Raw genomic sequence first — 24,759 nt, forward strand, 5'->3', positions numbered from 1 at the left:
TCACGGGAGTTTCCAGTTTTATGCAACCCAGCTCTATGCAACCCGATACGGTATTGAATGCCTGTGGGCTTTCATGTCCGCTGCCATTGCTCAAAGCCAAGCAGGCGCTCTCTCGCCTGTCGCCTGGTGAATTACTGGAAGTGCAGGCCACGGACGCCGGTTCCTGGCGTGATTTTGACTCTTTTACCCAGCAGAGTGAACATGAATTGATGGCGCGTGAAACACGCGGTGATATCTATCATTACTGGATTCGTAAGGGCGGAGCTCCCATTTCATGACCATGCAGGCATTATTGAAAGGCTGGGTGGATCGGTACTTTTCCGATGAAGAGGCGATTATTCTGCTGCTGGTATTGGTGGTGGGATTCGCTGCGGTGATCTGGTTCGGGCGTATGCTGGCGCCTTTTTTCACCTCCTTGGTGATTGCCTTCCTGTTGCAGGGAGGTGTCAATGCGTTGACTCGCCGTAAGGTGCCTCATCTGCTTGCGGTGATCATGATATTTCTGGGTTTCATCAGCATATTGCTGAGCATGGCGTTCATTCTCATGCCGTTGATCTGGAACCAGATGGTGAGCTTGCTGCAGGAAACCCCGCGCATGTTCGCCAGTGGCCAGCGCTGGCTCGATGAACTCCAGGCTCGCTACCCCAATCTGATCACGCCCGATCAAATGCAAAACTGGATCGGCGTGGCAAGCCGTGAAATCACTCAATTGGGGCAACGTGCGCTGACGCTTTCGCTGGCCTCGCTGGGAAATGTGCTGTCATTGATCATTTACCTGGTACTGGTCCCCATCCTGGTGTTCTTCATGCTCAAGGACCGCCAGAGGCTGGTTGCCTTCACGCTCTCCTTGTTGCCGCAAAAGCGCAACCTGATGGAGCGTGTCTGGCAAGAGATGGACGTCCAGATTGCCAACTATGTGCGTGGCAAGTTTATCGAGATCATCATTGTGGGCACGGTCACTTTCTTGACGTTCGCTTACTTCGGCTTGCCGTATTCAGCCTTGCTGGCGGTATTGGTAGGGTTCTCTGTACTGGTGCCTTACATTGGGGCGGCGGTGGCGACCCTGCCGGTTGCCGCCGTGGCCGGGTTTCATTTCGGTCTTAGTGAGCAGTTCGCCTATGTATTGATCGCCTACGCAATTATCCAGGCGCTGGATGGCAATGTGCTGGTGCCGGTATTGTTTTCCGAAGCGGTCAATCTTCACCCGGTCTCGATCATCGTGGCGGTGCTGTTTTTCGGCGGGATTTGGGGTTTCTGGGGAATATTTTTTGCGATACCGCTGGCCACGCTACTCAAGGCATTGGTGTATGCCTGGCCGCGAGGTATCCGTAAGCGCCATGAAAAACAGGCGCTGGAAACATTGGAGCAGGATTGATCCACTCGCCCGCAAACGCGATTAAGCGTCAACGGGCGATGTGTTTGGTCAGGCGGGGCTCGGTCAAACGCTATCATTCACCTTTATGCAGCGCTTGGGCGGCTTCCAGCACCTCGTCGACGTGACCTTTCACCTTGACCTTGCGCCACTCGCGGGCAAGTCGCCCGTCTCTATCGATCAGGAAAGTGCTGCGTTCGATCCCCAAGTGTTCCTTGCCGTAGAGCTTCTTGAGTTTGATCACGTCGAATAACCGACAAACCGCTTCGTCCTTGTCCGAGATAAGCTCGAAATTAAAGCCCTGCTTGGCCTTGAAGTTTTCCTGGGCACGAATGCCATCACGCGAGACGCCGAGTATCAGGGTGTCGACCGCATCAAAGGCTTCCTTGAGATCGCGAAAATCGCCGCCTTCCGTGGTGCAGCCTGGCGTGCTGGCCTTGGGGTAAAAGTACAGCACTACCTGCTTTCCCTTGAGATCTGAAAGCGTGATGGTGGCGTCGCCGGTGGCCTGGACGGTAAAACCCGGAACGGGCTGGCCGAGACTGAGACTCATGAAAATTCCTCATGGGGTTGTAGATTAAGGTGCTGATTACACGCAACCCGCAGCCTGCTGTCAAAACGCTTTTATGCAGGCTGAAAAAAGACAGGTGGCTTTGCGCTGTACACACTAGAGCCGCCTGAGTACCATTTGTCCCTTACATGGCGGCAGGGTGTTATGTTTGACGCTGCGCCAATTTCTTGTCAGCGGGTACCTCCGAAATAGAGGAATGAACGGATGATCACAGGCAGTATTGTCGCCCTGGCGACGCCGATGAAAGTCAATGGCGACATCGACTGGGAGGCGCTTCGTCGTCTGGTGAACTTCCATCTCGACAACGGCACTGATGGTATTGTCGCTGCCGGCACCACCGGTGAGCCCACCACCATGTCATTCGCCGAGCACTTCGATGTGATTCGCAGTGTGGTCGAGCAAGTCAACGGGCGAATTCCGGTGATTGCGGGTACCGGTGCCAATGCCACCTCAGAAGCCGTGGAATTGGCACGCTATGCCAGCGAAGTGGGTGCGGATTACTGTCTCTCGGTGTGTCCGTATTACAACAAGCCGACCCAGGAAGGGTTGTATCAACACTTCAAGGCGGTGGCCGGAGGCAGCCAATTGCCGGTTATCCTGTACAATGTGCCGGGGCGTACCTGCTCCGATCTGTACAATGAGACCGTGGTACGCCTGGCCAAAATCGATAATATCATTGGGTTGAAGGATGCCACCGGCAATCTTGAGCGTGCAGAAGACTTGATCAAGCGCCTGGAAGGCAGTGGTTTCATGCTTTATTCGGGCGATGATGCTACCGCCTGCGACTTCATGCTGATGGGTGGTCATGGCGATATTTCGGTGACCGCCAACGTAGCGCCCAAGGCGATGCATGAGCTTTGTGTGGCGGCCGTGGCGGGGGATTCCGACAAGGCTCACCAGATCAATACGCGCCTGATGCCATTGCATACTAACCTGGGTATTGAGTCGAATCCTATTGCGGTGAAATGGGCTCTGCACCGCATGGGGTATGCCGAACCCGGTATCCGTTTGCCACTTACCTGGCTTTCGGAAAAATACCACGCCACGGTCAGTGAAGCGCTGCAGTTGGCTGGTGTGATCGAGGAATAGTCGTCTTGTTGAGCAGGCGCATATACCGGTGAGCCGACGCCGGATCCCGAACTGTAGATTGCTAAGGTGGCTTGATGAAATTTGCGCTTTTTAACCCTGCACTCAAATGGATGCCGTTGACGCTAGTGGCGGCCATGTCATTGGCAGGGTGTGCGCGTGATGGTTTCTACCATGACCGTAACCTGGATTATGTGGAAACCACACCCAGTGCACCTTTGGCATTGCCGGAAAGCCGCGACATGCGGCAGTATGGCGACGCCATGCCAGTGCCACGCGTTGCTTCTGAAAATGTACAACCTTCCGAACCTGCTCTGGTCAGGCCGCCAAGAGCGCTTGCCGGTAGTGGCTCCGAGCAGGATTACGTGGAACGCCGCAATATCGATGGGCAAAGCTGGCTGGTGATTGCAGCTCCTCCCGGGGCGGTATGGTCGCAGCTGGAAGATTTCGTCCAATCACGCCAACTCGGGGTGCAAGAGAGCGATGCCGAACGTGGGATGATTGAAACCTCTGAGGGACGTATTCGGCTGGAAAGTGGCTTGCGTGCCGGTAACAGCGAGGTGCGCTGTGAGCGCGGCGGTCAGGCATTGAGTGCCTGCCTGGATGCGTTGGAAAATTACTTCAGCGCCCGTAGCGCTTTGGCTGACTCTGCATCATCTTCACTTTCTGCCCAGCGTCTGGATCGTAGCGCCTACATCCAGCTGGAACAGGAAGGAGACGAGTGGAAAGTCATCATTCCCCGCAATATTGACAGAGTCTGGGCGGAGCTCAATCATTTCCTGACGCTTGAATTCGTTCAAGAAGGACAGCATGAGCTGTTGTCGGAAGACCCCCAAGTGCATGAGTTTCTCGTGAACTATACGCCCAGCGAAAAGCGCGAGCGTGGTTTTCTATTAGGCCTGATCACTCCGGACGTCAGTCAGATGTCGCAACGCATCCGCCTGGCGCTGGAATCCGTGGGTACCAATCAGACGGTACTGCGGGCGATCAATGCCAGCGAGCGTGACCTTGACCCGCAAGACCAGCGTGAACTGCTGGAACGGGTATCCGGCTACCTGCGCTGAGTGCCGGCTTGATCGGTTGTTATCTTTGTTTTGACTCTCCTTCGGAGCCCTCATGGAAAAGCGTCAAGAACTTTATGCCGGTAAGGCGAAATCCGTCTACACCACCGATGATCAAGACCGGTTGGTGCTGAAGTTTCGTGATGATACCAGCGCCTTTGATGGTAAGAAAAAAGAAGCCTTGGCTCGCAAGGGCATGGTCAACAATGTGTTCAATGCCTTCATCATGGCGCGCCTGCAGGAAGCCGGGGTGCCGACGCATTTTGAAAAACGCCTGGATGCCACCGAAAGCCTGGTCAAGAAGCTCGACATGATTCCGGTGGAATGTGTGGTGCGTAACGTTGCTGCCGGCGGGCTGGTCAAGCGACTGGGGGTGGAAGAAGGCATCGAACTTGTCCCACCGACCTTCGAGTTGTTCCTGAAGGATGATGAGAAGGGCGACCCCATGATCAACGAGTCATTGGCGGAAACCTTCGGGTGGGCGAAACCCGAGCAACTGGCTGAAATGAAAGCGTTGACTTACCAGGTGAACGACGTGCTCAAGGCGTTGTTCGCTCAAGGTGGTCTATTGCTGGTGGATTACAAGCTCGAATTCGGTATCTTCAAGGGTGAGATTGTGCTGGGCGATGAATTCTCGCCGGACGGTTGCCGACTCTGGGATGCCGAGACCCGCGAAAAACTGGACAAGGATCGCTTCCGCCAGGGTCTGGGTGGTGTCATCGAGGCCTACGAGGAAGTCGGCCGGCGGATCGGGATCGAATTCCCTGCCTGAACCGCCTTTCCTGCAAGCCAGCCTGCCCTAAACCGCTACGATCGCCACGACTTCCAGAGTCGTGGCGTTATTGTGTATTACAGCGCGAAAGCGCACATCTATGTCTCTGAGCCTGACTCCATGGAGGCGGTCCGCTGTGCTGTTCTTGCGATAGGCCGGGCGAGGATCTTGGGCAAGCACTTGGGTGATGAGCAGCATTAGCGACTCCCCCCCAGGGTGTTGCGCCAAGTCGCAAGCAGCAGAAGGGGAGAAGCTCACCGGGCAGGCTTCAGGCGGCTGGGGAGCAAAACCGGAACGTGCCTCCGGGTGTGCTTCCGCCCAAGGTAAGTAGGGCTTGATATCCACCACCGGCGTGCCGCTGACCAAGTCGCAACCAGCTAATTCCAGACGCACACCCTGGGTAGTGTCCACGCGCCTAAGCTCCACCAGCGAAAGTCCCAGGCGGTTGGGGCGATGGGTACTGCGGCTGGCAAATACACCGACTTTGGCATTGCCGCCCAGGCGAGGTGGACGCACTAACGGTGTCCAGCGTTCAGGGCTCTGATGAAAAATGAAGCTTAGCCACAGGTGGCTAAAGGCTTCCAGTCCGCGTACCGCCAAGGCGTCATTGTGCGGGGGTGTCAGCACAAGCGTGGCGCGCGCCGCCGGGGCCAGGCCCGGCTGGCGCGGAATGCCGAATTTATCGGGGTAATCGCTTTCGATCACCCCGATGGACGTGAGTGAAAAGTGAGCAGCTGCGAAAGATGAATCAGGCATGGGGAGCAGGGTATCGTGGCAAGTAATCGAAACGGTGCGGCTTGAGTCGTTTAAGCAAAGTGCTTAGGCTGCCAAGACGCGCCAACCAATAAGGATAACCGGATGACTAGCCCTCGCATACTTTATCGTGCCGCCCTGTCGCGTGATGCGGCCGACCAGGCGGAAGTGTTTTACCATGCGGTGATGCAAGGCGCGACGGCACAATACGACTTGACTCAGCGCCAGGCCTGGGCTTCGGCACTGCCGCGAGAAGCCAGTGCCTGGGCGGTGCGTCAGGCGCTTTATACCACCCTGGTGGCTAGCTGTGACGGCCGTTGCGTGGCTTTTTTGGAGCTGGATATTCCCACAGGTCGCGTGGTCACTCTCTACGTCTGGCCGACGTTGGCCGGGCGGGGCATCGGTACCACCTTGTTGATCCACGCCGAGCGCTTGTTGTTGGAGCATGGCATTCAGCATATCCAGATAGACGCCAGCCTGATGCTTTGTGAACGGTTGCTGCGACGGGGCTGGCGTGATTTAGGTGAGGAATGGGTTGAGCGTGGAGGCGAGCGGTTGCGTCGCCACCATTTGAAAAAGCCAATCGTGGCGGTAGAAACCTAGGCGACGCCTGGCGTTAGGCTTGTGAGCGGGTCTGGGTGATACGCATGGAAAGGTCGATGGCTTTGATATCCTTGGTTAATGCACCGCTGGAAATACAGTCAACGCCGGTCTCGGCAATGGCGCGCAGCGTGCTTGCGTCGACGTTCCCCGAGGCTTCCAGGACAGCGCGTCCTGCGGTACGCTTGACTGCTTCGCGCATATCGTCCAGCGAGAAGTTATCCAGCATGATGGTATCGGCACCCGCGGCCAGTGCCTGATCGAGCTCATCGAACGTTTCCACTTCGATTTCCACGGCAAGTTCCTTGGCAATCTTGTGAGCCTGGTTGATTGCCGCTTCGATGCCGCCACAGGCGGCAATATGATTTTCCTTGATCAGAAAAGCATCCCACAGACCGATACGATGGTTGTGCCCACCGCCGCAAGTCACCGCGTATTTTTGCGCTAAACGCATGCCGGGCAGCGTCTTGCGCGTATCCAGCAGGCGTACACCGGTATTGTCGATCAAGTTCACATAATGCCGTGTGGCTGTCGCGGTGGCGGAAAGTGTCTGCAACAGATTGAGTGCGGCACGTTCGCCGGTCAATAGACTGCGCGCCGGACCCTCCATTTCCACAAAGCGTTGCCCGGCTTCCAAGCTGTCACCATCCGCGGCCAGCCAGTGGAGCACCACACGGCTGTCCAGGCGGCGAAATACCTCATCGACCCAAGCAACACCGCATAGCACCGCAGCCTCTCGGGTAATCACATGAGCGGTGGCCCACTGGGTGTCGGGGATCAATTCAGCGGTAATGTCCCCGGGGCCGACGTCTTCCGCTAGCAAGTGCGCGGCGCTGTTACGGATTTCATCGATAAGGGCGGTTTGATAATGCATAGCGTGCCTTTCAGCAGAAGGAATAACATATAGTTGAGCATTATAGGAAAAGTCATGGCACAACGTCAGGGGGGTAAGGTGATCAAGCACCAACAAACCATCGAACAAAGCGCAGGCAATCAACGTTCCGTTCATCAGGGTTCAATCAATCAAGGATGGTGGGAGGCGGCTTGCCGGGTGGATTCGCCCAATCAGGATCAGCGCCCTGAAGGTGAAGTCTCGTTATTGCTCCTGCATGCTATCAGTTTGCCACCGGGGCAGTTTCATGGCGATGCAATAGAGGCCTTGTTCCTGAACCGCCTTGATCCTGACGCGGATAAATTTTTTAGCGAGATTGCACATTTGCGCGTCTCGGCACATTTGCTGATTCGCCGCGACGGAAAGTGTGTTCAGTTCGTCTCATTCGAGGCGCGGGCTTGGCATGCCGGGCGTTCGCACTGGTTTGATGCGCACGTTGAACAGTGGCGCCAAGCGCTCAATGATTTTTCCGTGGGTATCGAGCTTGAAGGAGATGACGAGACGCCTTTCACCCAGGCTCAATATCATGCCTTGGCGTGCGTCACTAAAACCTTGATGGACTGCTATCCTTCTCTTACACCCGAACGTATTACCAGCCACGCCCAGGTGGCGCCACTGCGCAAGACTGATCCCGGACCGGCATTTGATTGGAAGTACTTTCGTGGTTGTCTGGCCAAGCAGCCCTCTAAAACCTTTAAAACGGTAGTTTGACTACAAGTTGCTGCGCCTTGGTCGTAAACTGCAATATGCTGGACAACCCTTATGTTGCAGTGCAGTACTTTGTTTTCGATAGGCTTTTCCCGGCCTGCTGAATTGGCAGCGTGGCGACTTTGAGGTATCTTCTGCCTATACAAGGCGGTTATTTTTTAACATTTTTGTAGGTTTACTACATTTGAATTATGTAATTCGTTGAATATAGAGCCAAAATCTAATTCGGTGCTGTTGTTACCTGTTAGGGTTGATGCGCTGTACAACGATTTGTCATTGATTCACGGCGCAAGCGTTGCTATCGCCGGCTGGCCCTGAGGTTGCGGGGCCCTTGTCATTTATCGTCATTCGGAGAGACCTCTATGAGTCTGGAGACAAGAGAAGATCTCGATCTGATCGAAACCACGGAATGGATGGATTCCCTGGAGTCGGTACTGGATCGCGAGGGTGAGGAACGTGCCCGCTACCTGATGACCCGCCTGGCGGACCGGCTACGCCGAGACGGGATGAAGGTACCCTTCTCGGTGACAACCCCGCACCGCAACACCATCCCGGTCCACCGCGAAGCGCCGATGCCGGGCGACCTGTTCATGGAGCGGCGCATCCGCTCGATCATCCGCTACAACGCCATCGCCCAGGTGATCCGCAACAACCGTGCCTGCCCCGGGGTGGGCGGTCACATCGCCAGCTTCATGTCGGCGGCGACCCTGTACGACGTGGGCTTCAACCACTTCTTCCGCGCCCCCAACGGCGACTTCGAAGGCGACCTGGTGTATATCCAGGGCCATGTGGCCCCGGGCATCTACGCCCGCGCCTTCCTCGAAGGCCGCCTGACCGAAGCGCAGATGGACAAGTTCCGCCAGGAAGTCGACGGCGACGGCCTGTCGTCCTACCCGCACCCCTGGCTGATGCCCGACTTCTGGCAGTTCCCCACGGTCTCCATGGGCCTGGGCCCGATCCAGGCGATCTACCAGGCCCACGTGATGAAGTACCTGCATTCGCGTGAAATGAAGGACATGCACGATCGCAAGATCTGGTGCTTCCTGGGCGACGGCGAGTGCGACGAGCCCGAATCGCTGGGCGCGATTTCCCTGGCCGGGCGCGAGAACCTCGACAACCTGATCTTCGTGGTCAACTGCAACCTCCAGCGCCTGGATGGTCCGGTGCGCGGCAACGGCCGGATCATGGACGAGCTGGAAGGGGTATTCCGCGGCGCCGGCTGGAACGTGGTCAAGGTCGTCTGGGGCCGCCACTGGGACCCTTTGTTCGAGAAGGACAAGAAAGGCATCCTGCAAAAGCGCATGGACGAAGCGGTCGACGGCGAGTACCAGAACTACAAGGCCAACGGCGGCGCCTACACCCGCGAGCACTTCTTCGGCAAGTACCCGGAAACTGCCGAGATGGTCAAGGATCTGTCCGACGAGGACATCTGGAAGCTCAACCGCGGTGGCCATGACCCCTTCAAGGTGTATGCGGCCTACCACGAAGCCACCCAGAACGCCGGCGGCAAGCCCACCGTGATCCTGGCGCATACCGTCAAGGGCTACGGCATGGGCGGCGGTGATGGCGAAGCCGCCAACGAAGCCCACCAGATCAAGACCATGGAACACGAGGCGCTGAAGACCTTCCGCGACCGCTTCGGCATTCCGCTGTCCGACGACCAGCTCAAGGAGGTGCCCTACTACAAGCCTGAGGACGACTCCCCCGAGCTCAAGTACATGCACCTGCAGCGCGAACGCCTGGGCGGCTACCTGCCCAGCCGGCGCAGCGACTTCCAGGCGCTGGAGATTCCTGGGCTCGACCACAAGATCTTCGCCACCCAGACCGGCGGCTCCAAGGACCGCGAAGTCTCCACCACCATGGCCTTCGTGCGCATCCTCAACGGCCTGGTCAAGGACAAGACCCTGGGCAAGCGCGTGGTGCCGATCATCCCCGATGAAGCGCGCACCTTCGGCATGGAAGGCATGTTCCGCCAGCTGGGCATCTACACTTCCGAAGGCCAGAAGTACGAGCCGGTGGACAAGGGCCAGATCATGTTCTACCGCGAGGATAAGCAAGGCCAGATCCTCGAGGAAGGCATTTCCGAGGCCGGCGCCATGTCCGCCTGGATCGCCGCCGCCACCTCCTACTCGAACAACAACGTCACCCTGCTGCCGTTCTACGTCTACTACTCCATGTTCGGCTTCCAGCGCATCGGCGATCTGGCCTGGGCCGCCGGGGACCTGCAGGCCCGTGGCTTCATGGTCGGCGGCACTGCCGGGCGCACCACGCTCAACGGCGAAGGCCTGCAGCACCAGGACGGTCACAGCCTGATCCAGGCCTCCACCATCCCCAACTGTAGAAGCTACGATCCCACCTACGCCCACGAGGTCGCAGTGATCGTCCAGGACGGCCTGAAGCGCATGTTCGCCGACAAGGAAAACTGCTTCTACTACCTCACGGTGATGAACGAGAACTACGTGCATCCCGAGCTCGAGACGATCCCCGCCGAGGACATTATCAAGGGCATGTACCTGCTGCGCGAAACCCAGGGTGACAAGGGCCGCGTCCAGCTGCTGGGCTCCGGCACCATCTTGCGCGAAGTCGAAGCCGCCGCCGACCTTTTGGCCAACGACTGGGGCATCGGCGCCGATATCTGGAGTGTCACCAGCTTCAACGAGCTGCGCCGTGACGCCCTGACCGTCGACCGTCAGGCCTTCCTGCACCCCGACGAGGACCCGGCCACGCCGCACGTCACCCAGTGCCTGAGCGGGCGCGAGGGGCCTGTGATCGCCTCCACCGACTACATGAAGCTCTACGCCGACCAGGTACGCGCCTGGGTGCCCAGCGACTATACCGTGCTGGGGACCGATGGCTACGGGCGCTCCGACAGCCGCGAGAAGCTGCGCTACTTCTTTGAAGTGGACCGCCACTTCGTGGTGGTCGCCGCGCTCAAGGCCTTGGCGGATCGCGGCGAGATCAAACGCAAGCTGGTCGGGGACGCGATCAAGCAGTACGGCATCGACCCCGACAAGCCCAACCCGCTGACCAGCTGATCCGGTGCCCGGCGGGCCAGGCCCGCCGGCTCGACACGATTTGTAAGGAGCGCGACCTTGAGTAGCGAAATCATCAAAGTGCCCGACATCGGCGGCAGCGAGGATGTCGAAATCATCGAGATCGCGGTGGCCGAAGGCGACGTGATTGCCGCGGAAGACACCATGATCACCCTGGAATCCGACAAGGCCAGCATGGACGTGCCCGCTCCGAAAGGCGGCAAGGTTCTCAAGGTGCTGGTCCAGGAAGGCGATACGGTCTCGGAAGGCGACGAGATCCTCGAACTCGAAGCCGAGGGGGGCGGCGAGGAAGAGGAAGATACCGGGCCAGCCGAGTCTGAGTCCGAGGCGACGCCGTCATCGCAAGAGCCAGCGGCACCGCAGGCAGCGGAGAAACCCGCCGCCCAAAAGGCCGCCAAGCCAGCCGGCGGCAAGCAGACCGTGGATATCACGGTGCCGGATCTCGGCGGCGAAAACGATGTCGAGATCATCGACGTGGCGGTGGCCGAAGGCGACGAGGTCAACGCCGAGGACGCCTTGGTCACCCTGGAGTCCGACAAGGCCTCCATGGACATGCCCAGCCCGCATGACGGCACTATCGTCAGCTTGACGGTCAAGGAAGGCGACAGGGTCTCCGAAGGCGATGTCATCGGCCAGATGGAGATCGCCGGTGAGGGCGCCTCCGACAAGCAAGCGAGACCCGACGAGACCCAGGCGCCTGAGCCTGCTGAACCTGAAGAGGAAGCGGGCGAGGAAGCTGAACCTGAAGAGGAAGCGGGCGAGGAAGCTGAACCTGAAGAAGAAGAAGAGGGCAGCGGTGCGCCCGAACGCAAGGAAATTCGGGTGCCGGACCTGTCCGGCGCCACGGATGTGCCGATCATCGAGATCGGGGTGGCGGCCGGTGACGAGGTCAATGAGGAAGATCCGCTGATCACCCTGGAGTCCGACAAGGCCTCCATGGACGTGCCTAGCCCTTACAAGGGCACGATCGTCGAGCTCACCGTCAAGGAGGGCGACACGGTCTCCGAAGGTGACGTGATCGGCATCATGGAAGTGGCGGGGGCCAAACCAGCCAAGAAGGCCAAGCCGCAGCCGGCCGAAAAGAGCGTTCCGGCGCCCACGACCGACAAGAAATCCGGCAAGGCTGAAACGCCCCCCGGCACTCCCAGCCCCGAAGCCCAGATGGCCGCGCACAAGCCGCGCGACGGCAAACTAGTGCACGCCGGCCCCGCGGTGCGCATGCTGGCCCGTGAGCTGGGGGTCGACCTGGCATTGGTCAAGCCCAGCGGCCCCAAGGAACGGGTGCTGAAGGAAGACGTGCAGAACTACGTCAAGCAGGCGATTGCCCGTCAGGACAAGGCCGGTGCCGCCCCCGCTGCCAGCGGTGGTGCGGGCATCCCGCCGATTCCCGAGGTCGACTTCAGCCAGTTTGGAGAGATCGAAGAAAAGCCCATGGGCCGGCTGCTCAAGATGGGCGCCACCAACCTGCATCGCAGCTGGCTGAACGTGCCCCACGTGACCCAGTTCGACGAAGCCGACATCACCGAGCTCGAAGCGTTTCGCAAGGCGATGAAGGCCGAAGCGGAAGCCCAGGGCGCCAAGCTCACCCCGCTGCCGTTCATGGTCAAGGCCTGTGCCTTTGCGCTTAGGAAGTTCCCGCAGTTCAACGTTAGCCTGAAAGGCGATGGCGAGACGCTGGTGTGGAAGCACTACGTGCATATCGGCGTGGCGGTGGATACCCCGGCCGGGCTGATGGTGCCGGTGGTGCGCGATGCCGACCAGAAGTCGTTGATCGAGATCGCCAAGGACATGGCGGAGCTGGGCAAGAAGGCCCAGACCAAGAAGCTCAAGCGCGAGGAAATGACCGGCGGCTGTTTCACCATCTCAAGCCTGGGCTCGATTGGTGGCACGGCGTTCACTCCGATCGTCAATGCGCCGGAAGTGGCCATCCTCGGGGTGTCCAAGGCGTCAATGAAGCCGGTCTGGGACGGGGCCGCCTTCCAGCCGCGGCTGATGATGCCGCTGTCGTTGTCCTATGATCACCGGGCGATCAACGGGGCGGACGCGGCGCGCTTCACCGCCTTCCTGGCGGAGGTGCTGAGCGATATCCGGCGATTGTTGTTGTAACAGAATTGTTTAAAGTAACGCTACGTTAGCGGCGCCTTCGGGCGCCGTTTGCGTATCCGGTTCTCCCTCCAAGCCGACTTTCCCGTCTAAACTTGATAAAAAAGGCGTGTCTCAGGCTTTTGGAGAGTTGTGCCACCCCGGCGCCACGGTTATTGTCGACGGTCTATTTTTTATATTTTTGTAATCCAAGGAGCAGTGCGATGCGTTTGATCCTGTTGGGCGCCCCGGGGGCTGGCAAGGGAACTCAAGCTCAGTTTATTTGCGAGCAGTTCAATATTCCGCAAATTTCTACCGGCGACATGCTGCGCGCCGCCGTGAAGGAAGGCAGTGAGCTGGGGCTCAAGGTCAAGGAAATCATGAACAGCGGTGGCCTGGTGTCCGACGACATCATCATCGATCTGGTCAAGGAACGTATCAGCCAGCCGGATTGCGAAAATGGATTCCTGTTGGATGGCTTCCCGCGCACCATTCCTCAGGCGCAAGCCATGAAAGACGCCGGCGTGAAGATCGATCACGTCCTGGAAATTGCGGTTCCCGATGAGGAAATTGTCAGCCGTCTGGCAGGTCGCCGTGTCCACCCTGCCTCTGGGCGCGTCTATCACGTCGAGCACAATCCGCCCAAGGAGCCAGGCAAGGATGATGTGACCGGCGAAGCCTTGATTCAACGCGAAGATGATCAGGAATCCACCGTGCGTCATCGTCTGGCGGTCTATCATGACCAAACGGCTCCGCTGGTCGACTATTACAAGCAGTGGGCCAAGGAAGATCCGCAGGTGGCCCCCGAGTATCATCGTGTGGAAGGCACTGGTAGCGTTGACGAGATTACCCGTCAGGTGCTTGAAGCACTTAAAGACTGACTCTTGCTTGCCCAGTATTACAGATGGCCCGCCTCGTGCGGGCCATCGTCGTTATGGTTCAAGCCACGTATAATCATGTTTCATTCTGCGTTGGGTGGTTTTCGCCATGTCATCAGTGTTGCTTGCCTTGGATGCCTCTTCGAGTGCTTGTTCGGTTGCCTTGCTTCGGCGGGATGCCGAAAAGCAGGAATGCATCAGTCGCTTTGAGCTGACGCCCCGTGCCCATACCCGTCGGTTGATGCCGATGGTGAATGAGGTCCTGGCCGAGGCCGGCATTACTCCAAGCGAATTGGATGCGATTGCCTATGGTCGTGGTCCAGGCTCTTTCACCGGCTTGCGAATTGCAGCGGGTGCAGCTCAGGGGTTGGCGTTTGGTCTGGAACGGCCGCTGCTGGGCGTATCCACCTTGGAGGCATTGGCACTGGGCGCCCACCGTCGCTATCACTTTCGCTATCTAGTCACTGCCCTGGATGCCCGGATGGGCGAGATTTACGTGGCTGCCTGGCACTGTGCCGATGGCGTCACCACGCTTTTGCAGCAAGAAGCCGTCCTGGCCCCGCAAGCCTTGCGTTTGCCATCAAAGGAAACTGACTGGGTAGGGGTGGGGTCGGGATGGGCATTATGGGAACAAATGCCCGCCCAGGTCCAAGCCGGCTTGACCCAGACCCTCGAGAACATCGAGGCCAGTGCCGAAGACATGGCGGTGTTGGCTGCTCGGGATCTTGATGCCGGCCTGGGATGCGACCCCCATGAAGTTCAGCCAGTCTACCTGCGTAATGAAGTCGCCTGGAAAAAACCAGCATGAGCCTGCCTGGAGGGTGGGTCTTGCGCCATCAATCAGATGGTTTGGTGTTGGCCGGCGATGAACGTCTGTACGGCAAACCTCTACGAGTGGACTTTGTGCAAGGACGCGTGGCTCATCGGCGTCGCTTTGGCGGGGGTCGCGGCCAGTTGGTCGCCAAGGCCTGCGGTTTGAGCAAGGGGATAACGCCGAATGTGGTCGATGCCACTGCGGGTCTAGGGCGCGATGCTTTCGTATTGGCGAGCCTGGGTGCCGAGGTGCTATTGATCGAACGTGTCGACGCCATTGCCGCCTTGCTTGAGGACGGCCTGATACGTGCTGCCGGTGATCCAAAAACGGCTGCGATCATCGCCCGCATGCGGCTGGTCAAGGGCGATGCAGCCAGCGAGCTTGAAACATTGGTCGCTGAAGCGGCATTTTCGCCTCAGGTTATTCATCTTGACCCCATGTTTCCTCATCGGGAAAAGTCCGCCCTGGTCAAAAAGGAAATGCGCCTGTTTCGTGAGCTAGCTGGCGATGATCCTGATGCATCGCGCTTGCTGGAAGCGGCGCTGGATGTGGCGACCCATCGGGTGGTGGTCAAGCGGCCACGCAAGGCGCCGCCTATCGAGGGTCCAGCGCCACAGCATAGGGTGGAGGGTAAAACCAGTCGGTATGATTTGTATGTTCATCGGGCTTTGACCCAGCGCTGATACTTGCCGGGCTGAGCCACAAACGCCTGGGAAAGAAGACCAAGGATGCGACGGGATGCATGAAGGAAGCGACTTGAAAAGTGTATGGCAAGAGGGCAATCAGTTTACGCTATTGCCCGAGGCTTCTCGGTTTTTGCCCGCCATGTTCAAGGCAGTGGCGCAAGCGCAGGATTACATACTGATCGAACTCTACTTGATGGAGTCCGGTAAGCTTGCCACTCGGGTCTGCAATGCACTGATAGCCGCGGCCCAGCGCGGCGTGACGGTTCTTCTATTGCTGGATGGTTACGGCGCCATGGGCCTTTCCAATGAAGACCGAAACCGCTTGGAGGCGGGCGGTGTGGCACTGCGTCTTTTCAATCCGCTGGGGTTTCATTCCCTGGCGCGTAACCTGAGCCGTGATCACCGTAAAATCGTGGTCGTCGATGGTAAGGTGGCATTTACCGGTGGGTTCGGGGCCGTGGATGAATTCCTTCAAGCCTGGTACGAAATTGCCATCCGTATTCAAGGACCGGTAGTGAACGACTGGGAGCGGCTGTTCCGCCAGTTATGGGATTCCAGGCTGACGCGCGGTAAGGGAAAGACGTGGCTGGTACGCAAGCTTCCGGATATGTCTACGTTGCGGCAAGGCGAGGAAGGCATGCGCGGCCGGGTGATCTGGGGGCGGGGTTACCGTTATCAGGCCATCCGCCACTCATTGTACCAACGTGTTTCCTCTTCCCGGCAACGGCTGTGGCTATGTACGCCTTATTTCGTGCCCACCTTTACCTTGCGCCTGCGGCTGACTCGAGCGGCGCGCCGTGGGGTGGATGTACGCTTGTTGCTGCCGGGGAGCAAGCACGACCACCCTGGCGTGCGCTATGCCGGTCAGCGGTTTTATCAGCGTATGCTCAAGGCGGGTGTGCGAATTTTTGAATTTCAGCCTACCTTCATTCATGCAAAATTTGTGCTGGTGGACGATTGGGTCAGCTTGGGTTCCTGCAATTTCGATCACTGGAATCTGCACTGGAACTTGGAAGCCAACCAGGAAATCGAAGATCGATATCTGGCGGATGAGGTGGGCGAATTGTTCAAGCGCAATTTCGCTTCCAGTGCAGAAGTGAATGCCGGTGAATGGGCGAAACGTCCCTATCCGCAACGCATCAAGGAATGGCTGTATGGCACGCTGGACAGTTTGCTGGCTCGATTGCGTTAACGTCTTTTGCCCGGCGCCGGTGTCTTTCTGCGCGGCTTGGGCTTGGCGGTTTCCGGCGGCACCCGGTAGTGCAGGTAAATATCCAGTACCAGTTCGGGTAGCTGAACCACCAGCGCTTCCAGGCGCTGGGTATCGGCGGAGAGCTCTGCCATGTCCGGTTCGTCATTGAACAGCCCGGAGAGCAGCATGAACGGCAGAAGTAGCGTTGCCGTGGCCTCTTCGTTATCGTCGAACCAGGCGGTTTCATCGAGGAAAACGCCTTCCATGAAACCGGCACACCAGTCGCCTATAGGTGTGTCTTCCGGTATGGCTCCCTCGAGGGTCAAGTCGAAAGGTAGCTCCGGCAGCCCGCCTTGTTCGAGCACGTCCACGGCGTTATCGCGCAGCAGGGTGAGCAGCGCGAAAATGTCCTGGCGCTGAGCGTCGCTGGTGAACGTCGGCTCGCCCTGGAAAAGCTCCGCCATCCATTCAGTGAAAGGGGTTTCCCGCGGAGCGACGGCGAGAGCGACAAGAAAGCCATGAGCTGAAATCAAATCCAGCGCATCGGGGTCGACATGCTCGGAATCGAGAAACTCATCCAGCCGTTCAAGTTGCTCATCGTCAAGCAGCGGCTGAGGAGAGGGTGTCTCCGCATGAGGGGAGGAGTGATCTGCCATGGGAACCTCATCATTACGTGAATCAAGGGCACAGTTTAGCATTATGATGACACCGGTATTGCCTTCGCCGTGCAGCAAACGGCTAGGATCACTTGATTCGAGCGCCTTGGCACAGGCCGTGGATGTGCGGGTGGCCGAGGCATGGCAGTTGTGCCGGGAAGTGCATCCCGATTTACCGCGACCGGGAGTATGGCTGGATCTGCGTGGGGCCGGGGCGGGTCAGGCGAATATGAAACGCGGCGGACTGCGTTTTAATCGACTACTCTTGGGAGATAATCGTCTGGCTTTCTTTGAGGAAGTGATTCCCCATGAAATGGCCCACTGGTTGGTATTTCACCTGGAAAATGGTCCTCGGCTGAAACCTCATGGGCATGAATGGAAAACCGTCATGCGAGAGTTATTCGGTTTGGTGCCTCGGGTAACCCACCGCTTCGATACGCGGCGCGTGCGTTCGACCCCGTTTCGCTATCGCTGTGGTTGCCGGGAGCATGCCTTGACGCGCCGCCGACATACCTTCGTCCTGCAAGGAGGATACTACCGGTGCCGTTTTTGTGCCGAGACCTTGGTCTATCATGCGGAGGATAGGCCCAAAGGGTGTATATAAGTCTTTGTTATATAAATAAAAATAGCTAATACCAATGTCTAAAGGGAAGGCCGCCAAGGGAGGTTTATGCTAAGAGAGTTATATGGCGTCGATAGAGTTAATAATAACCTGGTCGACAACATTCCCCTTAGTGAATGCATTTCACGGAATTGTTTCCGCGAACACATTCCTACGGACTAGAGGCAATTTCATGAGCGAACAGCAGAACGTCTATCCGGTGCGCGACGATTTCGCCGCCAATGCCTGGGCCGACCAAGAAAAGTATCAGGCCATGTACCAGCAATCGGTGGACGATCCTGAAGGCTTCTGGGCCGACCAGGCCGAGCGTATTAACTGGATCAAAAAACCCACAAAAATCAAGCACACTTCTTTTGACATCAATAACGTAGATATTCGCTGGTTTGAAGACGGTACTCTCAACGTCAGCGCCAACTGCCTGGATCGCCATCTTGAAGCGCGCGGCGATCAGCCGGCGATCATCTGGGAAGGGGATGACCCCAACGACTCCGAGACGATCACCTACCGTCAGCTGCATGAGCGTACCTGCAAGCTTGCCAATGCGCTCAAGGAAATGGGTGTCGCCAAGGGTGACGTGGTCACGCTTTACATGCCGATGATTCCGGAAGCCGCCGTCGCCATGCTGGCCTGTGCACGTATCGGCGCCATTCACTCCGTAGTTTTCGGTGGTTTCTCCCCGGACGCCGTGGCCCAGCGTGTCATCGGTGCCGACTCCAAACTGGTGATTACCGCCGATGAATCCGTGCGTGGCGGTAAGCACGTGCCGCTCAAGGATAACGTCGATGCCGCCCTGACGCGTCCCGGTACCGACGTCTGCACGAAGGTATTGGTGGTCAAGCGTACCGGGGGCGATGTCGAGTGGAAAGACGGCCGTGACGTCTGGTATCAGGATGCCGTGGACCATCAGTCCACCGACTGTGTGGCGGAAGAAATGGGCGCCGAAGACCCGCTATTCATCCTTTACACGTCCGGCTCCACCGGTGCCCCCAAAGGGTTGAAGCATACCTCCGGGGGGTATCTGACGTATGCCGCGATGACGCATCAGTATGTCTTCGATTACAAGGAAGGCGAGGTTTACTGGTGTACCGCCGATGTGGGCTGGGTCACGGGCCATAGCTATATTATTTATGGACCGCTCGCCAACGGTGGCATCACCCTGATGTTCGAAGGGGTGCCGAGCTATCCGACTCACGGCCGCATGGGCGAGATCGTCGATAAGCACAAGGTTTCCATCCTTTATACGGCTCCCACGGCAGTGCGTGCTTTGATGGCGCATGGCGACAACGTCATGGATTCCAGCACCCGTGAAAGTCTGCGTTTGCTGGGCTCGGTAGGTGAACCGATCAACCCGGAAGCCTGGGAGTGGTTCTACCGGGTTATCGGCAATGAAAAATGCCCTATCGTGGATACCTGGTGGCAGACGGAAACCGGTGGCATCATGATTGCTCCCTTGCCGGGCGCAATTGACCTCAAGCCGGGCTCTGCGACCATGCCTTTCTTCGGGGTTGTGCCGGCCCTTGTCGATAACGAAGGCAATGAGCTCCAAGGCGCGAACGACGGTAATCTGGTGATCATGGATTCCTGGCCGGGTCAGGCGCGTTCGATCTGGAATGATCATGAGCGCTTCGTTCAGACCTATTTTTCGACCTACAAAGGCATGTACTTCACCGGTGACGGTGCCCGCCGTGACGAAGATGGCTACTACTGGATCACTGGGCGTGTTGACGACGTGCTCAACGTCTCCGGCCACCGTATGGGTACCGCCGAGATCGAATCTTCCTTGGTGGCCCATGAAGCCGTTGCCGAGGCTGCCGTGGTTGGCTTCCCGCATGATATCAAGGGTCAGGGTATCTATATCTACGTTACCTTGAACGATAATGCCGAACCTACCGACGAACTCAAGAAAGAGTTGATCAAGTGGGTACGTAAGGACATCGGGCCTATTGCCTCACCGGATATCATTCAGTGGGCGCCGGGTCTGCCCAAAACGCGCTCAGGCAAGATCATGCGTCGCATCCTTCGCAAGATCGCTGCAAATGAATGTGAGGGCCTAGGCGATACCAGTACTCTGGCGGATCCTTCTGTCGTGGATGACTTGATCGAGCAACGCGCCATCAAATAATTGCGCCAAATCAAATATAAGCGATGCCAATGAACAATGCCGGCCCTTTGGGCCGGCATTGTTGTATAAAAATGATACATTCTTCGTGCAGTGCTTGGGCATCAGGAAGTCCATGCGGTACCATGCTCCCACCCAATGAGCCTAGCCTCGTGGCGGCAGGTAGTGACCCGCTGCGTAAGGAACCGGAGGAATATCCATGGCCTTTGCCCATAAATTTATTGTCGCCGACGATCACCCGCTTTTTCGTGCGGCGCTGACTCAGGCGTTGCGCCAGTTGGCACCACAAGCAGAAATCGTGGAAGCCGACACCATGCAAGCGACCAATGAAGTGGTCAAGCGCCACCCCGATGCGGACTTGATCCTTCTGGACTTACACATGCCCGGCGCTCATGGTTTTTCCGGGTTGATCCAGTTACGCGGCCAGATGCCCGATATCCCGGTAGCAGTAGTATCGGGTAGTGATGAACCTTATGTGGTAAGACGTGCCATCGATTATGGCGCTTCCGGCTTCATTCCCAAATCATCTTCGCTTGCCCTGATTGCTGAAGCAGTGGGAGAAATTCTCGAAGGTGAAGTATGGCTGCCGGAAGCCTTGGCCAATGTCATGGAAGGCAACAATGAGGATGAAACGCGCTTTGCCGAAGCCATTGCCTCGTTGACGCCTCAGCAGTTTCGTGTTCTCAACATGTTGACGGAAGGCTTGCTTAACAAGCAAATTGCCTACGAACTGAGTGTTTCCGAAGCCACGATCAAGGCGCATGTAACGGCTATCTTGCGCAAGCTGGGAGTGCATTCACGCACCCAGGCGGTGATTGCCGCCCAGAAGCTTGAAGTCGACCCCCCCAAGGTTCAGTCCTGAGCTAACCTTGTCTTTTGCAGCGAATCGACTAGTCGCTGTGAGGGGCACGGCTGGCCTGCAAGGTGCGGGTCAGCAGGGCACGTAGCGCAGCGGGGCGCACTGGCTTGAGCAATAGCTGATAACCACTGCGTCTGATTTCTTCCGCCACGGCTTCGGTTCTATCGGCAGTGATCACGACTCCCGGTACTTCCCCTTCCAAGCGTTCACTCAACACTTCCAGCGCCATCAGCCCCGTGACTTCATTGTCCAAATGATAATCCGCCAAAATCGCATCGGGTTCTCCGTTCATGTTGCGCAGTATCGATTTCGCTCCTCCGATGGTGGTTGCGGTAAACACCTCGCATCCCCATCCCGATAGCATGGCGACCATGCCTTCCAGAATTAATGTCTCGTTGTCGATACATACAAGGCGAATGCCGGCAAGCTTGTTACTGCCGCGACGCTGTTGAAGCTCGGTATTTTCGGTGGGTCGCTCTCTGGCGGCTACTCGCGGAACGCTCACGGCAAAGACGGTACCCACCCCTTCCTGAGAAAGCACCTTGATCGGATGATCGAGTACGCGACTCATTCGGTCGGCTATCGACAGCCCGAGCCCCAATCCTTTCTCGCTTTCCTTGTGGCGTGATACCTGGTCCAGTCGGCGAAACTCCTGGAAGATCTCCGATAATTTGGACTGAGGAATGCCCGGGCCACTGTCCCAGACTTCTATCCATAACCGGTCGCCCCGGCGTCGGCATCCCAGTAATACGCGGCCGTCTTGAGTGTAGCGAAGGGCATTGGAAAGAAAGTTCTGCACGATGCGTCTGAGCATCTGGGGGTCGCTGTCCACCCATTGCTGAGTGGGAACCACCATCAGATCCAGGCCGCGCTCATCGGCCATGACTTCGAATTCGGCGCGCAAGGGACGGAAGATATCCGCCAGGGCGAAGTGACTGCGCCGCGGGGTCAGGGCGCCGGCATCGAGCTTGGAAATATCCAGCAAGGTGCCGAGTAGCTCTTCGGCGGCCTGCAAGGAGTTATCAATATGGCCGATGGTGCGCTGGGTGTCTTCGGCTTTCACGTTCTGCAGCAAGGCTGAGGTGAAAAGACGCGCGGCATTGAGAGGTTGCAACAGATCATGGCTTGCCGCCGCCAGAAAGCGGGTCTTGGAGGCGTTGGCATCTTCCGCGAGCTGCTTGGCCTGGCGTAGCGCCAGCTCCGCTTCTGCACGTACGCGGTTTTCCTGGCGCAGGGCGGCGTTGGCCTCGGATAACGCCTGAGTACGCTCGCGGACCCGTTCCTCCAGAGTTTCGTTGGTTTCTTTAAGCGCGATTTCAGCCTGGCGCCGTTCGGTAATGTCCTGGTAGAGGGCAAAGAAACCCAGGATGGCATTACTGTCGCCGAAGTGTGGGGTGTAGGTCACCAGCATGTAACGCATGGCGTCACTGACCCTGAGCGAGACTTCAAAGTTGACTCGCTCGCCAGCCAGGGCGCGTGCCACCCAAGGTACCCGTTCTTCGGCATGCCTGGCCGGAAGTACCTCTTCATAGCGTTTGCCGATGACCGCATTACGGTCGATGCCGAAGGCCTGCTCATAAGCGCGGTTGGTGAAGAGGTAGCGACACTCCTTGTCGAAATAGGCAATGAGAGCCGGGACGTTGTCGGTATAGATGCGGATGTTGTTCTCGGAACGAATCAACGCCTCTTCAATGCGCTTTTGCTGAGTAATATCCTGATAGGTATACACGAACCCGCCGCCGGGCATCGGGTTACCCTGAACTTCCAGCACGCTGCCATCCTGGCGGTAGCGCACATAGCGATGCGGTTGGCCGTCACGAATGTTGTCGAGCAGCAATTGGACGTGTTCTTCCGGGTCACCAGGGCCGTATTCACCGTTATGGGCGTTATAGCGAAAGATCCTGTCGATAGGCGCGCCCACGCGAATCAAGTGATCTGGGAAGCGGAACAGCTCCAGATAGCGCTGGTTCCACACCACCAGTTTGAGGTTCTGGTCCACCACACTGATGCCTTGGTTGATGTTTTCGATGGTGGCTTGAAGAAGGGCGCGGTTGAATTCCAGCACTTGCGAGGCTTCATCGACAATCGAGATAACATCCGAAATGCCGATACCCCGGCCCTGGAGCGCCGAGTTGACCACGATGCGCGCCGAGGAGGCGCCAAGCACCGATGCCAGAAAGCGCTCGGTGAACTGAATGATGTCGATCGAAGCACGCGTGCTGTTATCCAAGGGTTTGCCACTACGCCGGGCGTAGTTCTCGAAGGCTCTGTCGACCTGGCCTGCTCCGAGAAAACGTTCACAGAGTACTTTCAAGTCGCCCACCGTGGTGGCGCCCGTCCAGGGACGATTGACCGAGGTCTGACGAGTTTCAACACTATCGACGAACAGCGAAGCCTGAATGCGTTCTACCACGCGTTGCGAGGTAATTTGCGAAATAAAGATATAAAAGAATAAGTTGAGTCCCAACGACAGCATGACCCCATGGGTGAAGCTGTCGCCCAGGTTGAGTCCGAACAATGACACGGGTGATAGCCAGTTCAGCCCCAATGGTCCACCGTCCAGCCATTCCATCGGTAGCACCCCAGCACTGATCATTGCCGGGAGTAACAGGCTGTAGGCCCAGATGGCAAAACCCACGTTCATCCCCACGATAACCCCGAGCCGGTTACCGCGTTTCCAGTAAAGCCCGCCGATTACCGCTGGAGCGAACTGTGCCGCAGCGGCAAAAGACAGCATGCCGATCGATGCCAGTGAGGAGAACTCGGCGATCAAATGGTAGAAGCCGTAGGCCATGGCGAGGACGGCGATGATGGTAAGGCGCCGTGCTCGCAGCACCATACGCCCATAATCCCGGGCCTTGGTGTCGAACCAGCGCATACGGAACAGGGCGGGGATCACGATTTCATTGGAGATCATGATGGAGACGGCTACCGCCGCAACAATGACCATGCCGGTGGCGGCGGAAAAACCACCGATGAAGGTAAGTAACGTCAGCCATTGCTGGTTGGAGGCCATCGACAGGGCCAGGACGTAGGAGTCGGCTTCCACCCCAGTGCCGGAAAACAGCATCAGGCCGGCGGCGGCCAAAGGCACTACGAAGAAGGCAATGGCAATCAGGTAGAGCGGAAATAGCCAGCGCGCCTTGGTGGCGTCATCTGGATGAATGTTTTCCACTACTGCTACATGGAATTGGCGGGGCAGACAAAGGATCGCCAGCATGGCCAGAAGCGTTTGCGCCCAGAAACTTTGCCCGAAGTCCTGGCGAGCGAGCTGGCGCTGCAGCTCAAGTTGGCTTTCGGCATGGCTCATTAGCTCGCCCAAGCCGTCAAACATCACCCAGGTGACATAGGCACCCAGGGTGAGAAATGCCACCAGTTTGATCAATGATTCGAAGGCGACCGCATGGATTAGACCTTCATGATGTTCGGTTGCATCGGTGTGGCGGGTGCCGAATAGAATGGCAAACACGGCCATGACGATGGCAATGTAAAAGGCAGTGTCCCCGAATAGCGGGGTATGGGTGATATCAGTGGCATCAGTCAGTACGGTAAACGATGTGGAAACGGCTTTCAGCTGCAAGGCGATGTAAGGCAGGGTACCGACGAGGGCGATCAGGCTGGCAAAGGCGGCCAAGGATTGTGTCTTGCCATAACGCGAAGCGATAAAGTCGGCGATCGAGGTGACGTTCTGGTGTTTGGCCACCCGGATCATCTTGGCCAGAATCGGCCAGAAAAGCAGGAAGGTCAGTATCGGTCCGACAAAGATGCTGGCAAATGACCAGCCCGCCGTAGCGGCTTGCCCAACCGCGCCATAAAACGTCCAGGAAGTACAGTAAATGGCCAGTGCCAAGCTGTAGATGATCGGACGGCGTCGGCTGGCGCCATGCATGCGTGCGCGACGGTCACCGTACCAGGCGATAGTGAACAACACGGCAATGTAGAACAAGGAAATAATTACCAGCAGCCAGCCGTGGAACATGCAT

Annotated in this window: 21 protein-coding genes; 16 read left to right on the forward strand and 5 right to left on the reverse strand. The window is 57.7% G+C overall.

Going from position 1 to position 24,759, the window contains the following annotated elements; all coding sequences use genetic code 11:
- The first annotated feature begins 20 nt into the window (after positions 1-20).
- Together GPM19_RS11000 and GPM19_RS11005 are read left to right on the forward strand one after the other, a co-directional pair.
- Positions 21-278 (forward strand): sulfurtransferase TusA family protein, encoded by a 258-nt coding sequence (locus GPM19_RS11000; protein ID WP_160419089.1) that lies wholly within the window; start codon positions 21-23, stop codon positions 276-278.
- Complete coding sequence (locus GPM19_RS11005; RefSeq protein ID WP_160419090.1) at positions 275-1,375, forward strand: AI-2E family transporter; 1,101 nt, start codon at positions 275-277, stop codon at positions 1,373-1,375. The genes GPM19_RS11000 and GPM19_RS11005 overlap by 4 nt, the downstream gene beginning before the upstream one ends.
- Positions 1,376-1,448: 73 nt before the next feature.
- On the opposite strand, the gene GPM19_RS11010 is transcribed toward GPM19_RS11005, so the two are convergent.
- Positions 1,449-1,925: a peroxiredoxin gene (locus GPM19_RS11010; protein ID WP_160419091.1), complete on the reverse strand. Its 477-nt coding sequence runs from the start codon at positions 1,923-1,925 to the stop codon at positions 1,449-1,451.
- A 222-nt stretch (positions 1,926-2,147) separates the two neighbouring features.
- On the opposite strand from GPM19_RS11010, the gene dapA reads away from it, so the two are divergent.
- The 3 genes from dapA to purC all read left to right on the forward strand — a co-directional run bounded on the left by dapA (position 2,148) and on the right by purC (position 4,862).
- Positions 2,148-3,032, forward strand: a complete 885-nt coding sequence (dapA, locus tag GPM19_RS11015) for a 4-hydroxy-tetrahydrodipicolinate synthase (RefSeq protein ID WP_160419092.1) — start codon at positions 2,148-2,150, stop codon at positions 3,030-3,032.
- 74 nt (positions 3,033-3,106) lie between these two features.
- Positions 3,107-4,093 carry an outer membrane protein assembly factor BamC gene (locus GPM19_RS11020; protein WP_160419093.1) on the forward strand — a complete coding sequence of 329 codons (987 nt, stop codon included), beginning with the start codon at positions 3,107-3,109 and terminating at the stop codon, positions 4,091-4,093.
- A gap of 52 nt (positions 4,094-4,145) precedes the next feature.
- Complete coding sequence (gene purC / locus GPM19_RS11025) at positions 4,146-4,862, forward strand: phosphoribosylaminoimidazolesuccinocarboxamide synthase (protein ID WP_160419094.1); 717 nt, start codon at positions 4,146-4,148, stop codon at positions 4,860-4,862.
- Positions 4,863-4,889: 27 nt separating this feature from the next.
- Here the strand turns inward: purC and tsaA are convergent, their stop codons facing one another.
- Entirely contained in the window at positions 4,890-5,618 is a 729-nt protein-coding gene (gene tsaA, locus GPM19_RS11030; RefSeq protein WP_160419095.1) for a tRNA (N6-threonylcarbamoyladenosine(37)-N6)-methyltransferase TrmO, read from the reverse strand.
- Between the two features lie 102 nt (positions 5,619-5,720).
- On the opposite strand from tsaA, the gene GPM19_RS11035 reads away from it, so the two are divergent.
- Positions 5,721-6,218 (forward strand): GNAT family N-acetyltransferase, encoded by a 498-nt coding sequence (locus GPM19_RS11035; RefSeq protein ID WP_160419096.1) that lies wholly within the window; start codon positions 5,721-5,723, stop codon positions 6,216-6,218.
- Positions 6,219-6,231: 13 nt separating this feature from the next.
- On the opposite strand, the gene nadC is transcribed toward GPM19_RS11035, so the two are convergent.
- Positions 6,232-7,089: a carboxylating nicotinate-nucleotide diphosphorylase gene (gene nadC / locus GPM19_RS11040; protein WP_160419097.1), complete on the reverse strand. Its 858-nt coding sequence runs from the start codon at positions 7,087-7,089 to the stop codon at positions 6,232-6,234.
- A gap of 54 nt (positions 7,090-7,143) precedes the next feature.
- On the opposite strand from nadC, the gene ampD reads away from it, so the two are divergent.
- From ampD to GPM19_RS11075, 7 genes are all read left to right on the forward strand, one after another.
- The gene (gene ampD / locus GPM19_RS11045; protein ID WP_160419098.1) at positions 7,144-7,818 is read left to right on the forward strand and encodes a 1,6-anhydro-N-acetylmuramyl-L-alanine amidase AmpD; all 675 of its coding nucleotides are present in this window, start codon (positions 7,144-7,146) and stop codon (positions 7,816-7,818) included.
- A 359-nt stretch (positions 7,819-8,177) separates the two neighbouring features.
- Entirely contained in the window at positions 8,178-10,850 is a 2,673-nt protein-coding gene (aceE, locus tag GPM19_RS11050) for a pyruvate dehydrogenase (acetyl-transferring), homodimeric type (RefSeq protein WP_160419099.1), read from the forward strand.
- A 57-nt stretch (positions 10,851-10,907) separates the two neighbouring features.
- Positions 10,908-12,974 carry a dihydrolipoyllysine-residue acetyltransferase gene (gene aceF / locus GPM19_RS11055; RefSeq protein WP_160419100.1) on the forward strand — a complete coding sequence of 689 codons (2,067 nt, stop codon included), beginning with the start codon at positions 10,908-10,910 and terminating at the stop codon, positions 12,972-12,974.
- Between the two features lie 200 nt (positions 12,975-13,174).
- Positions 13,175-13,831, forward strand: coding sequence for an adenylate kinase (gene adk / locus GPM19_RS11060; protein ID WP_160419101.1), 657 nt, complete (start codon positions 13,175-13,177; stop codon positions 13,829-13,831).
- Between the two features lie 106 nt (positions 13,832-13,937).
- Positions 13,938-14,636 (forward strand): tRNA (adenosine(37)-N6)-threonylcarbamoyltransferase complex dimerization subunit type 1 TsaB, encoded by a 699-nt coding sequence (gene tsaB, locus GPM19_RS11065; RefSeq protein WP_160419102.1) that lies wholly within the window; start codon positions 13,938-13,940, stop codon positions 14,634-14,636.
- A complete protein-coding gene (locus GPM19_RS11070) occupies positions 14,633-15,325 on the forward strand; it encodes a class I SAM-dependent methyltransferase (protein ID WP_160419103.1) in 693 nt (230 codons plus the stop codon). Before tsaB ends, GPM19_RS11070 begins: the two co-directional genes overlap by 4 nt.
- A 55-nt stretch (positions 15,326-15,380) precedes the next feature.
- Entirely contained in the window at positions 15,381-16,520 is a 1,140-nt protein-coding gene (locus GPM19_RS11075) for a phospholipase D-like domain-containing protein (RefSeq protein ID WP_371829362.1), read from the forward strand.
- On the opposite strand, the gene GPM19_RS11080 is transcribed toward GPM19_RS11075, so the two are convergent.
- A complete protein-coding gene (locus tag GPM19_RS11080; RefSeq protein ID WP_160419104.1) occupies positions 16,517-17,176 on the reverse strand; it encodes a YecA/YgfB family protein in 660 nt (219 codons plus the stop codon). The genes GPM19_RS11075 and GPM19_RS11080 overlap by 4 nt on opposite strands.
- Before the next feature lie 43 nt (positions 17,177-17,219).
- Between GPM19_RS11080 and GPM19_RS11085 the strand changes: the two genes are divergently transcribed.
- The 3 genes from GPM19_RS11085 to GPM19_RS11095 all read left to right on the forward strand — a co-directional run bounded on the left by GPM19_RS11085 (position 17,220) and on the right by GPM19_RS11095 (position 20,779).
- Positions 17,220-17,780, forward strand: a complete 561-nt coding sequence (locus GPM19_RS11085) for a SprT family zinc-dependent metalloprotease (RefSeq protein WP_160419193.1) — start codon at positions 17,220-17,222, stop codon at positions 17,778-17,780.
- A gap of 190 nt (positions 17,781-17,970) precedes the next feature.
- On the forward strand, positions 17,971-19,920 hold the full coding sequence (gene acs, locus GPM19_RS11090) for an acetate--CoA ligase (RefSeq protein WP_160419105.1): 1,950 nt from the start codon (positions 17,971-17,973) through the stop codon (positions 19,918-19,920).
- 196 nt (positions 19,921-20,116) lie between these two features.
- Positions 20,117-20,779 carry a response regulator gene (locus GPM19_RS11095; RefSeq protein ID WP_160419106.1) on the forward strand — a complete coding sequence of 221 codons (663 nt, stop codon included), beginning with the start codon at positions 20,117-20,119 and terminating at the stop codon, positions 20,777-20,779.
- 28 nt (positions 20,780-20,807) lie between these two features.
- Here the strand turns inward: GPM19_RS11095 and GPM19_RS11100 are convergent, their stop codons facing one another.
- Complete coding sequence (locus tag GPM19_RS11100) at positions 20,808-24,755, reverse strand: hybrid sensor histidine kinase/response regulator (protein WP_160419107.1); 3,948 nt, start codon at positions 24,753-24,755, stop codon at positions 20,808-20,810.
- Between the last annotated feature and the right edge of the window lie 4 nt (positions 24,756-24,759).

It is taken from the genome of Vreelandella zhuhanensis (genome assembly GCF_009793355.1).
In the GTDB taxonomy this organism is placed as follows: Bacteria; Pseudomonadota; Gammaproteobacteria; order Pseudomonadales; family Halomonadaceae; genus Vreelandella; species Vreelandella zhuhanensis.